The 15,507-nt window shown below is 65.6% G+C and carries 13 protein-coding genes and 1 tRNA gene; all 14 read right to left on the bottom strand.

Going from position 1 to position 15,507, the window contains the following annotated elements:
• Positions 1–9: 9 nt before the first annotated feature.
• The gene (locus ABUE11_RS07625) at positions 10–1,365 is read right to left on the bottom strand and encodes a ferric reductase-like transmembrane domain-containing protein (RefSeq protein WP_367068449.1); all 1,356 of its coding nucleotides are present in this window, start codon (positions 1,363–1,365) and stop codon (positions 10–12) included.
• Positions 1,366–1,410: 45 nt separating this feature from the next.
• A complete protein-coding gene (locus tag ABUE11_RS07620) occupies positions 1,411–1,824 on the bottom strand; it encodes a DUF4149 domain-containing protein (RefSeq protein WP_367068448.1) in 414 nt (137 codons plus the stop codon).
• A 31-nt stretch (positions 1,825–1,855) separates the two neighbouring features.
• On the bottom strand, positions 1,856–2,332 hold the full coding sequence (gene greA, locus ABUE11_RS07615) for a transcription elongation factor GreA (protein WP_367068447.1): 477 nt from the start codon (positions 2,330–2,332) through the stop codon (positions 1,856–1,858).
• Positions 2,333–2,459: 127 nt separating this feature from the next.
• Positions 2,460–5,705 (bottom strand): carbamoyl-phosphate synthase large subunit, encoded by a 3,246-nt coding sequence (gene carB / locus ABUE11_RS07610; RefSeq protein WP_367068446.1) that lies wholly within the window; start codon positions 5,703–5,705, stop codon positions 2,460–2,462.
• Positions 5,705–6,883, bottom strand: a complete 1,179-nt coding sequence (gene carA, locus ABUE11_RS07605) for a glutamine-hydrolyzing carbamoyl-phosphate synthase small subunit (RefSeq protein ID WP_367068445.1) — start codon at positions 6,881–6,883, stop codon at positions 5,705–5,707. The genes carB and carA overlap by 1 nt, the downstream gene beginning before the upstream one ends.
• 431 nt (positions 6,884–7,314) lie before the next feature.
• A tRNA-Pro gene (locus ABUE11_RS07600) sits at positions 7,315–7,391 on the bottom strand.
• Between the two features lie 33 nt (positions 7,392–7,424).
• Complete coding sequence (locus tag ABUE11_RS07595; RefSeq protein ID WP_367068444.1) at positions 7,425–7,847, bottom strand: MerR family transcriptional regulator; 423 nt, start codon at positions 7,845–7,847, stop codon at positions 7,425–7,427.
• 90 nt (positions 7,848–7,937) lie between these two features.
• Complete coding sequence (locus tag ABUE11_RS07590; protein ID WP_367068443.1) at positions 7,938–8,279, bottom strand: integration host factor subunit alpha; 342 nt, start codon at positions 8,277–8,279, stop codon at positions 7,938–7,940.
• On the bottom strand, positions 8,276–10,720 hold the full coding sequence (gene pheT / locus ABUE11_RS07585; RefSeq protein ID WP_367068442.1) for a phenylalanine--tRNA ligase subunit beta: 2,445 nt from the start codon (positions 10,718–10,720) through the stop codon (positions 8,276–8,278). Before pheT ends, ABUE11_RS07590 begins: the two co-directional genes overlap by 4 nt.
• A gap of 121 nt (positions 10,721–10,841) precedes the next feature.
• Positions 10,842–11,894 (bottom strand): phenylalanine--tRNA ligase subunit alpha, encoded by a 1,053-nt coding sequence (gene pheS / locus ABUE11_RS07580; protein ID WP_367068441.1) that lies wholly within the window; start codon positions 11,892–11,894, stop codon positions 10,842–10,844.
• Positions 11,895–12,002: 108 nt separating this feature from the next.
• Positions 12,003–12,362 (bottom strand): 50S ribosomal protein L20, encoded by a 360-nt coding sequence (rplT, locus tag ABUE11_RS07575; protein ID WP_367068440.1) that lies wholly within the window; start codon positions 12,360–12,362, stop codon positions 12,003–12,005.
• A 26-nt stretch (positions 12,363–12,388) separates the two neighbouring features.
• Positions 12,389–12,592, bottom strand: coding sequence for a 50S ribosomal protein L35 (rpmI, locus tag ABUE11_RS07570; protein ID WP_367068439.1), 204 nt, complete (start codon positions 12,590–12,592; stop codon positions 12,389–12,391).
• A gap of 178 nt (positions 12,593–12,770) precedes the next feature.
• A complete protein-coding gene (gene infC, locus ABUE11_RS07565; RefSeq protein WP_367068438.1) occupies positions 12,771–13,370 on the bottom strand; it encodes a translation initiation factor IF-3 in 600 nt (199 codons plus the stop codon).
• A gap of 77 nt (positions 13,371–13,447) precedes the next feature.
• Positions 13,448–15,367: a threonine--tRNA ligase gene (gene thrS, locus ABUE11_RS07560; protein ID WP_367068437.1), complete on the bottom strand. Its 1,920-nt coding sequence runs from the start codon at positions 15,365–15,367 to the stop codon at positions 13,448–13,450.
• Positions 15,368–15,507: the final 140 nt, after the last annotated feature.

The raw sequence follows: 15,507 nt of genomic DNA, 5'->3' as shown, positions 1-15,507 counted from the left end.
CCAGGCGCATCAGCGCATGGCGAACAGCTCCTGATGAAAGCGCCGGGCCACCGGCATGCCGCTGGCGGCAAAGTCCCTGCGCAGGGCCGCGCCAAAGCCCGCAGGCCCGCAAAACCAGATGCTGGCCTGCTGCCAGTCCGGCACGGTCTGGCGAATGCGCTCGCCCGTGAGCCGGCCGTCGCGCCCATCGTGCAGCACATGCAGGCGTATGCCGGCCGCCTCGGCGTCGGCCCTGAGCTGGGCGATGGCGTCCTCGCTCCAGTCGGCCGTGGTGTGAAAGAGGTCGACCTGCTGCACACGCGGGCGGCCCACATAGGCCTGCCGGTCCATGGCCAGCTGCTGCATGCGGGCAATGAAGGGCGTGATGCCTATGCCACCGCCTATCCAGATCTGCCGCGCGCAATCGTCCTCGAAGGTAAAGCAGCCGTAGGGGCCCTCGATGCGCGCGGGCTGGCCGATGTGCAGCACCTCGGGCAGACGCTGCGTGTAGTCGCCCAGTTCCTTGGTGACGAAGGTGAGCCGCGGCTCGGCCGGATTCCAGGCCGAGGCGATCGTGAACGGGTGTGCATCGTCGGTGTCGCCCGTCGTGACGAAGGCGAACTGACCCGGCTTGTGCCCCGGCCAGCCTTGGGGGATGTCGATGTCGCCCCTGAGTACGCGCAGCTCCGGAAAGTATTGCAGCTGGGTCACCGTGCCAGCCACCTTGCGGCGCGCGCCCACGCGGCGCGCCAGCACCACCAGCGCCGCGGCGCTTGCATAGGCCAGCAGGAGCGCCATGACCAGGCCCAGGGGGCTGGACCAATACGGGAGTTTCATCAGCACCACGGTGTGAAACACCAGGACCAGGTAGGCCAGCGCCAGCCACCTGTGCGTCTGGTAGAACGCGCGGTAGGAAATGCGGTGGATGAGCGCCACGGCGATCAGCAGCACGGCGGCGTAGAAGGCCCATTCACCAATGCCTTCGGCCGTGCCGCGCCAGGTGCGCAAGACCTCCTCGACCGCACTGCCGGCCGCAGGCCGCGGCCCGCGCTCGGGGCGGGTCAGCCAGCCGAAGCCGACGGCCCACTTGGGCCCCTTGGCCCAGAGCCAGTGGACGATGGCGAGCACCAGCCCGCCTATGCCCAGCCACTTGTGCAGGCGGTACATCTTGTCGAGCCCGCCGATCCAGCGCTCGGGCCAGCGCGGCCGCAGCGCAAGAATCATCGCCACGCTCATGCAGGTCATGGCCAGAAGGCCGCTGATCTGCACCATGGCGCCGCGCAGCGGAAAGAACCCGGCCACACGCAGCGCCGCGGGGTCGGCAGCAAACCAGAGCACGGCGACCAGCGCCAGCGCGGCCCAGAAGATGGTCTTGATGCGTGTCATCAACAAATCTCCGCGCCGCACAAACAACCGAAGCTGCCCTGCAGGCTACTCACCCTCACGCGCCGTGATCCACAGCACGCGCAGCGCGCACAGCCACTGCAGCAGATACATCAGGCTGCCGGCACCATGCCACAGGCGCAGGTTCTGGCGCGCCACGATGCGCGGCGCCACGCCGTACTGCACGAGCAGCGCGAGCAGCAGGCCGCCGATCACAAAAACCATAGCTGTTCGCGCCCAGCGGGCTTGCGTTTGCGCATGTTTTGGCTTTGAAATGACCAGAAGAAGTGCGCAGCATGCTATGGAAACATAGGTCTGCGCCTCGAACAGCCTTGCCGCCATATTCCCCGCCTGCGCCGGCGTGGGCAGGTGGGCGAACAGCAGCGGCACGGCCAGAAAGCCGATGGCCGACAGGCTGCCCCACCACAGGGCGGCGGAGAGGACGGGAAGGCGTTCGCGCATGGGCTGCGGGGGTCTAGAGGCTCCCGGCCGCTCAGATGTAGCTGACCGCGACCACCTCGTAGCGGCGCACGCCGCCCGGGGCCTGAACTTCGGCGGTGTCGCCCTCTTCCTTGCCGATCAGGGCGCGCGCAATGGGGCTGGAGACGTTGATGCGACCGAGCTTGAGGTCGGCCTCGTCCTCGCCCACGATCTGGTAGGTGACGGTGTCGCCGCTGTCCTCGTCCTCGAGCTCCACGGTGGCGCCGAACACCACGCGGCCGCCCGCATCGAGCTGGGCGGGGTCGATGATCTGGGCCGCCGACAGCTTGCCCTCGACCTCGAGGATGCGGCCCTCGATGAAGCCCTGGCGGTCCTTGGCGGCCTCGTACTCGGCGTTCTCGCTCAGGTCGCCCTGGGCGCGCGCCTCGGCAATGGCGTTGATGACGGCGGGGCGCTCTACGGTCTTGAGGCGGTGCAACTCGGCCTTCAGTTGCTCGGCGCCGCGCTTGGTGATGGGAATGGTGGCCATGGGTCAGTCTCCAGATTCCAGAAGCAAAAAGCAAACCGCCGCGCGTTGCCGGGCGGCGGTTATTCATTCAGGCGTGGATTATGCCGCGTTTGCCGCGCGGCTCGTCCACTAAAACCCGCTGCTGCACTCAGGCGGCCAGGCGCGCATGCAGTTCCTGCACGGAGTACACGTCGAGCTTGTCCAGATGCTTCATGCCCTCGACCGCGGCCTCGGCGCCGAAGATGGTCGTGAAGGTGGTCACACGCGCCAGCAGCGAGCTGGTGCGGATGGCGCGCGAGTCGGCGATCGCGTTGCGGCGCTCCTCCACCGTGTTGATGACCATGGCGATCTCGTCGTTCTTGATCATGTCCACGATGTGCGGGCGGCCCTCGGTGACCTTGTTGACCACCTGCACGGCCACGCCGGCATCGGCGATCGCGGCCGCCGTGCCCTTGGTGGCCAGCAGCTCGAAGCCCATGGCCGCCAGGTCGCGTGCAATCGCCACGGCACGCGGCTTGTCGGCGTTCTTCACGGTGAGGAACACCTTGCCCGAGCGCGGCAGGCGCGTGCCGGCACCCAGCTGGCTCTTGACAAAGGCCTCGCCGAAGGTCGCGCCCACGCCCATGACCTCGCCGGTGGACTTCATCTCGGGGCCGAGGATGGTGTCCACGCCGGGGAACTTCACGAACGGGAACACGGCCTCCTTGACGCTGAAGTACGGCGGCGTGACCTCCTTCGTGATGCCCTGCTCGGCCAGGCTCTGGCCCGCCATGCAGCGCGCCGCCACTTTGGCCAGCTGCACGCCCGTGGCCTTGCTGACGAAGGGCACGGTGCGGCTCGCGCGCGGGTTCACCTCGAGCACGTAGATCACGTCGCCCGCGTCCGTTTCCTGGATGGCGAACTGCACGTTCATCAGGCCGACGACGTTCAGGCCATGGGCCATGGCCGTGGTCTGGCGCTTGATCTCGGCCACCGTCTCGGCCTTCAGGTAGTACGGCGGCAACGAGCAGGCGGAGTCGCCCGAGTGCACGCCGGCCTGCTCGATGTGCTCCATCACGCCGCCGATGAAGACGGCGCCGGTGGCATCGCGCACGCAGTCCACGTCGCATTCGATGGCGTTGGACAGGAAGCGGTCGAGCAGCACGGGCGAGTCGTTGCTGACCTTGACGGCCTCGCGCATGTAGCGCTCGAGGTCGCGCTGCTCGTGCACGATCTCCATGGCACGGCCGCCGAGCACGTAGCTCGGACGCACCACGAGCGGGTAGCCGAGCTCGGCCGCCTTGGTCAGCGCCTCTTCCTCGGTGCGAGCCGTGGCGTTGGGCGGCTGGCGCAGGCTCAGGTCATTGAGCAGCCTCTGGAAGCGCTCGCGGTCCTCGGCCGCGTCGATCATGTCCGGCGTGGTGCCGATGATGGGCACGCCCGCGCGCTCCAGGCCCAGGGCGAGCTTGAGCGGCGTCTGGCCGCCGTACTGCACGATCACGCCCTCGGGCTTTTCCTTGTCCACGATCTCCAGCACGTCCTCGAGCGTGACGGGCTCGAAGTACAGGCGGTCCGAGGTGTCGTAGTCGGTGGAGACGGTCTCGGGGTTGCAGTTGACCATGATGGTCTCGTAACCATCCTCGCGCATGGCAAGTGCCGCATGCACGCAGCAGTAGTCGAACTCGATGCCCTGGCCGATGCGGTTGGGGCCGCCGCCAAGCACCATGATCTTCTTCTTGTCCGTGGGCCGCGCCTCGCATTCCTCGTCGTAGCTGGAATACATGTAGGCGGTGTTGGTTGGGAACTCCGCCGCGCAGGTGTCCACGCGCTTGTACACGGGGCGCACGTTGAGGCGCTTGCGCGCATCGCGCACGTCCTGCTCCGTCGTGTGCAGCAGCTTGGCCAGGCGCCGGTCGGAGAAGCCCTTTTGCTTGAGCGCGCGCAGCTCGGCCGCGCCGATGCTGGCCAGCGCCGCGTCACCCTTTTCGGCGTAGAGCTTGTCCAGGTCGAGCTCGATCTTCACGATCTGCTCGATCTGCACGAGGAACCAGCGGTCGATCTTGGTGAGCTCGAACACCTCTTCCACCGACATGCCCTGGGCAAAGGCGTCGCCCACGTACCAGATGCGCTCGGGGCCGGGCTCGCCCAGCTCCTTTTCCAGCGTCTCGCGGTCCTGGGTCTTCTCGTTCATGCCGTCCACGCCCACTTCAAGGCCGCGCAGGGCCTTCTGGAAGGATTCCTGGAACGTCCTGCCCATGGCCATGACCTCGCCCACGCTCTTCATCTGCGTGGTCAGGCGGCTGTCGGCGGTAGGGAACTTCTCGAACGCGAAACGCGGAATCTTGGTGACCACGTAGTCGATCGAGGGTTCGAACGAGGCCGGCGTGGCGCCGCCCGTGATGTCGTTGCGCAGTTCGTCGAGGGTGTAGCCCACGGCCAGCTTGGCAGCGACCTTGGCGATCGGAAAGCCCGTGGCCTTGGACGCCAGCGCCGAGGAGCGGGAGACGCGCGGGTTCATCTCGATCACGATCATGCGCCCGTCCTTGGGGTTCACCGAGAACTGCACGTTGGAGCCGCCCGTATCCACTCCGATCTCGCGCAGCACGGCAATGCTGGCGTCGCGCAGCAGCTGGTATTCGCGATCGGTCAGGGTCTGTGCCGGGGCCACGGTGATGGAGTCGCCCGTGTGAACGCCCATGGGGTCGAGGTTCTCGATCGAGCAGACGATGATGCAGTTGTCCGCCTTGTCGCGCACCACCTCCATCTCGTACTCCTTCCAGCCCAGGAGCGATTCCTCGATCAGGAGCTCATTGGTCGGCGAGGCCTCCAGGCCGCGCTTGCAGATGGTCTCGAACTCCTCGGGGTTGTAGGCAATGCCGCCACCCGTGCCGCCCAGCGTGAAGCTCGGGCGGATCACCGTGGGGAAGCCCACATGCTTCTGCACGGCCCAGGCCTCGTCCATGCTGTGGGCAATGCCCGAGCGGGCGGACTCGAGCCCGATGCGCGTCATCGCATCCTTGAACTTCAGGCGATCCTCGGCCTTGTCGATGGCCTCGGGCTTGGCGCCGATGAGCTCGACCTTGTACTTGTTGAGCACGCCGTTCTTCCACAGGTCGAGCGCGCAGTTGAGCGCCGTCTGCCCGCCCATGGTGGGCAGGATGGCGTCGGGGCGCTCCTTGGCGATGATCTTCTCGACCGTCTGCCAGGTGATGGGCTCGATGTAGGTCACATCGGCCGTGGCCGGGTCGGTCATGATCGTCGCGGGGTTGCTGTTGATCAGGATGACGCGGTAGCCCTCCTCGCGCAGCGCCTTGCAGGCCTGCACGCCAGAGTAGTCGAACTCGCAGGCCTGGCCGATGATGATGGGGCCGGCGCCGATGATGAGAATGCTTTTGATGTCTGTGCGCTTGGGCATTATTTTTTCTCCTGGCTCGCCGCCGCCATGGAGTCGATGAAGCGGTCGAACAGGTGGCCGATGTCGTTGGGGCCGGGCGCGGCCTCGGGGTGGCCCTGGAAGCTGAAGGCCGGGCGGTCGGTGCACTCCAGGCCCTGCAGCGTGCCGTCGAACAGGCTCACATGGGTGGCCCGTGCGTGCGCGGGCAGCGAATCAGCCTCCACGGCAAAGCCATGGTTCTGGCTGGTGATGCAGACATGGCCGCTGTCCAGCGTCTTCACCGGGTGGTTGCCACCATGGTGGCCATGGGGCATCTTGAAGGTCTGCGCCCCCAGCGCCAGGGCCATGATCTGATGCCCCAGGCAGATGCCGAAGACCGGCATGCTACTGGCCAGGAAGGTGCGCGCGGCCTCGATGGCGTAGGTGCAGGGCTCCGGGTCGCCAGGGCCGTTGGAAAGGAAAATGCCATCGGGCTTGAGCGCCAGCGCCTCCTGGGCGGAGGTCTGCGCCGGCACCACGGTCAGCTTGCAGCCGCGCTCGGCCAGCATGCGCAGGATGTTGCGCTTGACGCCGAAGTCATAGGCCACCACATGAAAGCGTGGCGCCTCCACCTTGCCGAAGCCCTTGCCGAGTTGCCACTCGGTCTGCTCCCAGACGTAGGGGGTGGGCGTGCTGACCACCTTGGCCAGATCGAGGCCGGCCATGCTCGGTGCATTGCGGGCGGCGTCCACGGCGGCGGCGATGCGCTCGTCCGTCACCTCCTCACCGGCGGCCAGGCCCACGATGGCGCCGTTCTGCGCCCCCTTCTCGCGCAGCAGGCGCGTGAGCTTGCGGGTATCGATGTTGGCAATGGCCACCGTGCCCTGGGCGGCAAGAAACTGCGGCAGGCTTTGCTGCATGCGGAAGTTGCTCGCGATGAGCGGCAGGTCGCGAATGATCAGGCCCGCCGCCTGCACCTTGGCGGACTCCATGTCCTCTTCGTTGACACCGTAGTTGCCGATGTGGGGATAGGTCAGGGTGACGATCTGCTGGCAGTAGCTGGGATCCGTGAGGATTTCCTGGTAGCCCGTCATGGCGGTGTTGAACACCACTTCGCCGACGGTGGTGCCGGCGCTACCGATGGAATTGCCAATAAAGACCGTGCCGTCTGCGAGCGCCAGGATGGCTGGCGGAAAAGCTGTCTTGAGAGACGAAAGCACTGGGTTCTCCGAAGTGAGTCGGGTCGCCCGGAATCCGCAAAAAACTGTCTTGCGGACTGCTGCTTGGTTGGGATTTGCTTTGGATGCGGCCGGGCGACGTTTTTGCGGGAAAGCCTCTCATTATAAATCGATAGGCGCCCAGACTTGCTTGCGGCCGATGCCACAACCCGTCAGCATGCCAAGACCCCAGAGCGGGACGCGGAAACCATCAGCGCATCAAAAAGGCCCACAGTGCACCAAAGCCTTCTGAACTGTGGGGGCAAACGTGGGGGCAAACCTACCTGCAAACAGTTCCATACAAAGAGGAAGCAGCAAAGGCAGCCTTGCCGAGCACCCCTCGGGGCACGTGCGTCAGTTGGTACAACGAGCCCATCGCGGGCCAGAAAGAGAAAAGGACTTAGCCCCTTTTCGAAGCTAAGTCCTTGTATAAATGGTCGGCGTGGCGGGATTCGAACTCGCGACCCCTTGCACCCCATGCAAGTGCGCTACCAGGCTGCGCTACACGCCGACAAGACTTGTATTCTATATTGAAAATTTGGCGCTAAAGAAGAAAAGCGCGAATTTCTTCCAATTCTTTTCGGAGCTGCGCGACGTCAAGGGGTGTGCAGGGACGTTCGTCCAATGGCGTACCGGTCTGTGCGGAGGGCGCGGCCTCGACGTCTTCGACCTCGACGGGCAGATCTGCCGCGTGGACCTCCCTGTCCGAATGCGCCAGTTCCTGCAGGCGGTTGCGTGCGCCGCTGATGGTGAAACCCTGGTCGTACAGCAGATCACGAATGCGCCGGATCATCAGCACCTCATGGTGCTGGTAGTAGCGGCGATTGCCACGGCGCTTGACCGGGCGCAGCTGCGAGAACTCCTGCTCCCAGTAGCGCAGGACATGGGGTTTGACGCCGCACAACTGTGCCACCTCACCGATGGTGAAGTAGCGCTTGGCCGGAATGGGAGGCAGCACAGAGCTCATGAGGTCAGTGTTGGGGCCGCAAAGCGTTGGAGCGTACTACCGCCACCAGCGGCTTGCCAGCCCCGCGGGCCGTAGAAACGCAAAGCAGGGTCAACTGCCCTGGATCTGCTCCTTGAGCTTGCTGCTGGCGTGAAAGGTCACCACGCGCCTGGCCTCGATGGGGATGGCCTCGCCCGTGCGCGGGTTGCGCCCGGGCCTGGGGGCCTTGGTGCGCACCTGGAAGTTGCCGAAGCCCGAGAGCTTCACGTCCTCGCCCGCCACCAGGCTTTGCACGATGCGTTCGAAGAACGCGTCCACCATGTCCTTGGATTCACGCTTGTTCAGCCCGATCTGCTCGAACAGCAGATCGGCCAGCTGCGCCTTGGTCAAGGCCTGCGTCTCGAGGCTATCCACCGTGAATTCGAACGCCTCGGGTTCGGTACCCAATGTCATCGCAACCTCGCTCCAGTCTGTTGGCCCAGGGCCTGCAGTACGGTTTGTACGGCGCTGTCGATCTGCGCCTCGGTGAGTGCCTCTGCATCGCTGCCCAGGGACAGGCGGATGGCAAGGCTTTTCTCGCCCTGGGCCAGGCCGCCCGCGGGCACGCCCTCGCCTGCGCGCTGCGGCTGGGGGCGGAACACGTCGAACAGCGTCGCCGAGCGCAACAGCTGCGCGGGCAGTGCCGCCGCAATGGCGCCCATCACTTCGTCGTGGGTGACGCGCTCGGCGACGACCACGGCGATGTCGCGCTCGACCAGCTGGCGCTTGGCGACGGCGCGGAAGGCCGGCACCTGGCGCTGCAGCACGGCGTCGAGCTTGAGCTCGAACAGCACCGGCGCACCGGGCAGGTCCCAGGACTGGCGCCACTGCGGGTGCAGCTCGCCGACGAAGCCTATGGCCTGGCCATCGAGCAGCACGCGTGCGCAGCGGCCCGGGTGCAGCGCGGGGTGGGTGGCGAGCTCGAAGCGGGGTTTCAGCGGTGCCAGCAGCGCCTCGACATCGCCCTTGGCATCGTAGAAGTCCACGGCCTTGTCCTTGCGCCCCCATTGCAGCGCATCCGACGCGCCATAGGCCAGGCCCGCCACGCGCATGGGCTGGGCATAGCCGGCCACGGTGCTGTCGCTGGCCGGCACGCTGGCGTCGCGCAGGAACACGCGGCCGAGCTCGAACACGCGCACGCGGCCGGCCTTGCGGTCCAGGTTGAACTTCAGGACCTGCAGGAGCGAGCCCAGCAGCGACGAGCGCATCACGCTCAGCTGGCTGGCGATGGGGTTGAGCAGGCGAATCGGCGCTTCGTTGCCGGCCAGCTCCCGCTCCCATCGTTCCTCGACGAAGCTGAAGTTGATGGTCTCCTGGTAGCCGAGCGCGGCGAGCTCGCGGCGCACGGCAAAGCTGCTGCGGCGCGCCTCGGCGCGCAGCTTGGGGCTGGTGGGCGCGAGCGGCGCGGTGGTCGGCAGGTTGTGGTAGCCCACAACGCGCGCCACTTCCTCGATCAGATCCTCCTCGAGGCGCAGGTCGAAGCGGAAGGACGGCGGCACCACGGTGACCTCGCCCTCGCCCTGCTCTACCGGCAGTCCCAGGCGCTCGAGTGCATCGACGCATTGCGCCTGCGTGAGCGGCATGCCGATGACCTTGGCCGCGCGCGCCACGCGCATGCGCACGGGGTTGCGGGCGGGCATGTTGGCGCGCTGGTCGTCGATGGGCGCGCAGACGGTGTCGGACGTGCCGCAGATCTCGACGATGAGCGCGGTGATGCGCTCGATATGCTCGACGGTGAGCTCGGGGTCCACGCCGCGCTCGAAGCGGTGGCCGGCGTCGGTCGAGAAGTTGTAGCGGCGCGAGCGGCCGGCGACGGCCTCGGGCCACCAGAAGGCGGCCTCGACATAGATGTGGCGGGTGTCATCGGACACGGCCGTGGCGTCGCCACCCATGATGCCGGCGAGCGACTCCACGGCCTCGTCGTCGGCGATCACGCCGACCTTCTCGTCGACGCCGATGGTGTTGCCGTTGAGCAGCTTGAGCGATTCGCCCGCCCTGCCCCAGCGCACATCCAGGCCGCCGTGGATCTTGTCGAGGTCGAAGATGTGCGAGGGGCGGCCGAACTCGAACATCACGTAGTTGGAGATGTCCACCAGCGGCGAGACGCTGCGCTGGCCGCAGCGCGCCAGGCGATCGACCATCCACTGGGGCGTAGCCGCACGCATGTTGACGTTGCGGATCACGCGGCCCGAGAAGCGCCCGCACAGGTCGGTGGCACTGATGCGCACGGGCAGGCGGTCGTCGATGGCCGTGGCGACGCGGGGAAACTCCGGCGCCTTGAGCGGCGCGCCGGTGAGCGCGGCGACCTCGCGCGCGATGCCGTAGACGCTCAGGCAATGCGCGAGGTTGGGCGTGAGTTTCAGCGTGAACAGCGTGTCGTCCAGATTCAGGTACTGGCGGATGTCCTGGCCCAGCGGCGCGTCGGCGGGCAGCTCGAGCAGGCCGCCATGGTCCTCGGAGAGCTTGAGCTCGCGCGCCGAGCACAGCATGCCAAAGCTCTCCACGCCGCGCAGCTTGCCGACCTTGATGAGAAAGGGCTTGCCATCCTCGCCCGGGGGCAGCTCGGCGCCCACCATGGCGCAGGGCACCTTGATGCCCACGCGCGCATTGGGCGCGCCGCAGACGATGGTGAGCGGCTCGGGCGCGCCCACATCGACCTGGCACACGCGCAGGCGGTCGGCGTTGGGGTGCGGCTGGGCGTCCTTGATCTCGCCGACGACGATCTTGGTGAACGGCGGCGCCACGGGCGCGAGCTCTTCGACCTCCAGGCCGGCCATGGTCAGGGTGTCGGCCAGCTCTTGGGTGGTCAGCGGCGGGTTGCAGAACTCACGCAACCAGGATTCGGGAAATTGCATAGTCAGACTTCTTTGGCGTGCTCTTGAAAAGAGAGCTGGACGCGCTTGCCCAGTGGATGATTCAGCAGTGAAATAAATGGAAGATGGCTCAGGACAAGCGCGAGCAGCTCACTTTTTTGCGTTACTGGAACTGCGACAGGAAACGGATGTCGCCGTCGAAGAACAGGCGCAGGTCATTGACGCCATAGCGCAGCATGGTCAGGCGGTCCGGCCCCATGCCGAAGGCAAAGCCGATGTAGCGCTCGGGGTCCAGCCCCATGTTGCGCACCACGTTGGGGTGCACCTGGCCGCTGCCCGCGACCTCCAGCCACTTGCCGGCCAGCGGGCCGCTCTGGAACTGGATGTCGATCTCCGCGCTGGGCTCGGTGAACGGGAAGAAGCTCGGGCGAAAGCGCAGCACCAGGTCGTCGCTCTCGAAGAAGGTCTTGCAGAACGCCGTGAAGGTGACCTTCAGGTCCTTGAAGCTGACGTTCTCGCCGATCCACAGGCCCTCGCACTGGTGAAACATGGGCGAGTGCGTGGCGTCCGAGTCCACGCGGTAGGTGCGGCCCGGGGCAATGACGCGGATCTCGGGCATGGCCTGGCCGGCGTCGATCAGATGGCGGTATTTCTTGACATGCTGTACGGCGTAGCGCACCTGCATGGGGCTGGTGTGCGTGCGCAGCAGGTGCGGCGCCTCGCTCGTGCCGCCCTCGACGTAGAAGGTGTCGTGCATGGAGCGCGCCGGGTGATCCTCGGGCGTGTTCAGGGCCGTGAAGTTGAACCAGTCGGTCTCGATCTCGGGGCCGTCGGCCACGTCAAAACCCATGGAGCCGAAGATGCCCTCGATGCGCTCGAGCGTGAGCGACACCGGGTGCAGGCCGCCGCGTCCGCGCTGGCGCCCGGGCAGGGTCACGTCCAGCGCCTCGGCCTTGAGTTGGCGCTCGAGCTCGGCATCGGCCAGCGCCTGGCGTCGTGCCGTGAGCGCCGCCTCGATCGCCTGCTTGGCCACATTGATGGCGGCGCCGCGCGTCTTCTTCTCCTCGGGCGACAGCTGGGCCATGCCCTTCATGAGCTCCGTGAGGCGCCCCGACTTGCCCAGGAACTGCGCCTTGGCGTTCTCCAGATCGGCGGGAGTTGCGGCCTGCGCAAACAAATCGCGGGCGCCCGCCACCAGGGTATCCAACTCGTTCATAGCGTTCTTGGAATGCGTGAAATAAACAAGGGCCAGTGCCTTTTCAAGCCCTGGCCCTTATTGGTAGTGCGCGAGCAGCTATTGAATCAATAGCCGCCTATCGTGTACTCAAGCAGCCAGCTTGGCCTTGACCTGCTCCACGATGCTGCCGAAGGCAGCCTTGTCATGCACCGCGAGGTCGGCCAGCATCTTGCGGTCGATCTCGATGGCCGCCTTCTTCAGGCCGTTGGTGAACTGGCTGTAGGTCAGACCCAGCTCACGGGCAGCGGCGTTGATACGGGCGATCCACAGCTGGCGGAACACGCGTTTCTTGTTGCGGCGATCACGGTAGGCGTATTGCCCAGCCTTCATCACCGCCTGCTTGGCAACGCGGAAGACGTTGCCGCGGCGACCGCGGAAACCCTTGGCAAGGGCGAGGACCTTCTTGTGACGGGCGCGGGCCGTTACACCACGTTTGACGCGAGGCATGTGTTTTCTCCTTGTTCGTCAGTTGATTACAGGCCGGCGCTGGGCAGCATCTTGGCGATGGAACCCATGTCACCTTCGTGCACGTTGACAATGCCACGCAGGTGGCGCTTGTTCTTCGTGGTCTTCTTGGTCAGGATGTGACGCTTGAAGGCTTGACCGCGCTTGACGGTACCACCCGGACGAACGCGAAAACGCTTCTTCGCGCTGCTCTTGGACTTCATTTTGGGCATGTGAATGCTCCTGTTGCTTGTGCTCGCGAGGCGCCTGCACCCACTGTGCAGGCTTGTTGGCCCCGAGCCACTTCTTGAACGGCAGACCTTTCGGCCCACCGGGCGGTGGTGCGCTGGCACCACCATCGAACCGACCCCGCCTTGCGGCAGTGCCGGACGAATCTGTCGTTGACCCCGCTTATGCCGCGCTCGCAGCGCCTTCGGCCGCGGGCTTGGCCCCGGGCTTCTTGCGCGCCGGCGCGATCATCATGACCATCTGGCGGCCTTCGAGCTTGGGGAACTGCTCGACCTGGATGGTGTCGGCCAGGTCGTCACGCAGCCGGTTGAGCAGGGCCAGACCCAGCTCCTGGTGCGTGATCTCGCGGCCGCGAAAGCGCAGCGTGACCTTGACCTTGTCGCCATCGGCCAGAAAACGGCGGATGTTGCGCAGCTTGATGTTGTAGTCGCCATCGTCGGTGCCAGGACGGAACTTGACCTCCTTGATGTCGATGACCGTCTGCTTGGCCTTGGCCTCGGCCGCCTTCTTCTGCTCCTGGTACTTGAACTTGCCGTAGTCCATCAGGCGGCAGACGGGCGGATTGGCCGTGGCGGCAATCTCCACCAGGTCCACATCCAGGTCGCCCGCCATGCGCAGGGCTTCCTGCAGACTGACGATGCCAATGGGCTCGTTGTCAGGGCCAGACAGGCGCACTTCGGGCGCCATGATTTCCCGGTTCAGGCGATGCTTGCGCTCCTCGCGCTGCCGACGGTCACGAAATTCAGTAGCGATGGTTTTCACCTTCAATCAAAAAAGCTACGAAAAGCGTAGCTGCTCACGCACCACCTGTGCGCTCTCACGCCAGTCTTGATTCAAAATCAGGCTTTGGAGGCGATGTCCTGTGCGATCAGTTCGACAAAGGCGTCGATGGACATCACACCCAGGTCTTTGTTGCCCCGGGCGCGCACTGCGACCGCTCCGGCGGCCTTTTCCTTGTCGCCCGCGACGAGGATGTAGGGCAGCTTTTGCAGCGCATGCTCGCGTATTTTATACGTGATCTTCTCGTTGCGCAGATCAGTCACCACCCTAAGGGCTTGATGCGGCAGCGCTTTTTGCAGCGTTGCGGCAATTTCGCGACAGTAGTCGGCCTGTGCATCGGTGATGTTGAGCACCGCCACCTGCACGGGCGCAAGCCATGTGGGCAGCGCACCGGCATGCTGCTCGATGAGGATGCCGATGAAACGTTCGAGCGAGCCCACGATGGCGCGGTGCAGCATCACGGGGCGGTGGCGATTGCCGTCCTCGCCCACGTATTCGGCGTCCAGTCGCTCGGGCATGGAGAAGTCCACCTGGATGGTGCCGCACTGCCAGTGACGGCCGATCGCGTCCTTGAGCGTGTACTCGATCTTCGGGCCGTAGAAGGCGCCCTCGCCGGGCGAGATCTCGAACGCGCAGCCCGAGGCCTCGAGGCTGTGGATCAGGGCCGCCTCGGCCTTGTCCCAGATCTCGTCGGAGCCGATGCGCGCCTCGGGGCGCGTGGCCACCTTGTAGATGATGTCGGTATAGCCGAAGTCGGCGTACACCTTCTGCAGCAGGCGCGTGAAGGCCAGCACCTCGGGCTGGATCTGATCCTCGGTGCAGAAGATATGGCCGTCGTCCTGCGTGAAGCCGCGCACGCGCATGATGCCGTGCAGGCCGCCCGTGGGCTCGTTGCGGTGGCATTGGCCGAACTCACCGTAGCGCAGCGGCAGGTCACGGTAGCTCTTGATACCCTGCTTGAAGATCAGGATGTGCCCCGGACAGTTCATGGGCTTCAAGGCATAGTCGCGCTTTTCCGACTCCGTCGTGAACATGTTTTCGCGGTACTTGTCCCAGTGGCCGGTCTTCTCCCACAGGGTCTTGTCCAGGATCTGCGGGCCCTTGACCTCCTGGTAGCCGTTGTCGCGATACACGCGGCGCATGTACTGCTCGACCTCCTGCCACAGAGCCCAGCCCTTGGGGTGCCAGAACACGGTACCGGGCGAATGCTCGTCGATGTGGAACAGGTCGAGCTCGCGCCCCAGCCTGCGGTGGTCGCGCTTCTCGGCCTCTTCGAGCATGCGCAGATAGTTCTGCAGATCGTCCTTGCTGGCCCAGGCCGTGCCGTACACGCGCTGCAGCATCTCGTTGCGGTGGTCGCCGCGCCAATAGGCACCGGCCACCTTCATGAGCTTGAAGAATTTCAGCTTGCCGGTGCTCGGGACATGGGGGCCGCGGCACAGATCCTCGAAGCCGCCCTCGCGGTACAGGCTGACCTCCTCGTTCGTCGGGATGCTGGCGATGATCTCGGCCTTGTAATGCTCGCCCAGGCCCTTGAAGTACTCGACCGCCTCATCGCGCGGCAGCACGCGGCGCACCACGGGCTCGTCCTTGGCGGCGAGTTCCGCCATGCGCTTTTCGATGGCGGCCAGGTCCTCGGGGGTGAACGGGCGCTTGTAGGCGAAGTCGTAGTAGAAGCCGTTCTCGATCACCGGGCCGATGGTCACCTGCGCGTCGGGGAACAGTTCCTTGACGGCATAGGCCAGCAGGTGGGCGGTGGAGTGGCGAATGATCTCCAGGCCCTCGGCGTCCTTGGCGGTGAGGATGGACAGAGGGCTGTTTTCCTTGATCAGGTAGCTGGTATCGACCACCTTGTCGCCAATCTTGCCGGCCAGAGCCGCCTTGGCCAGGCCCGAGCCGATCGAGGCCGCCACCTCGGCCACGGTCACCGGGCCGGGGAACTCACGTTGCGAGCCATCGGGAAGCGTAATCTGAAGCATCTGTGCAAATCCTTGTTCAACTGTATGAATCGTGGCGCGCTTTCGGCCCCAGAAAGCAAAAAGCGCGGAACATGGTCCGCGCTTGGTGTGGGGGAGAAAAGCTCTCGTGCAGGCGCGAACGGCCAGCCCTAGCGGCTGGT

Origin of the sequence: Oryzisolibacter sp. LB2S (genome assembly GCF_040732315.1) — a bacterium.
GTDB classification, from domain to species: Bacteria; Pseudomonadota; Gammaproteobacteria; order Burkholderiales; family Burkholderiaceae_C; genus Alicycliphilus; species Alicycliphilus soli.
Note: the sequence above shows the minus strand (reverse complement) of the source record. Positions and strands in the feature narration are given on the sequence as shown.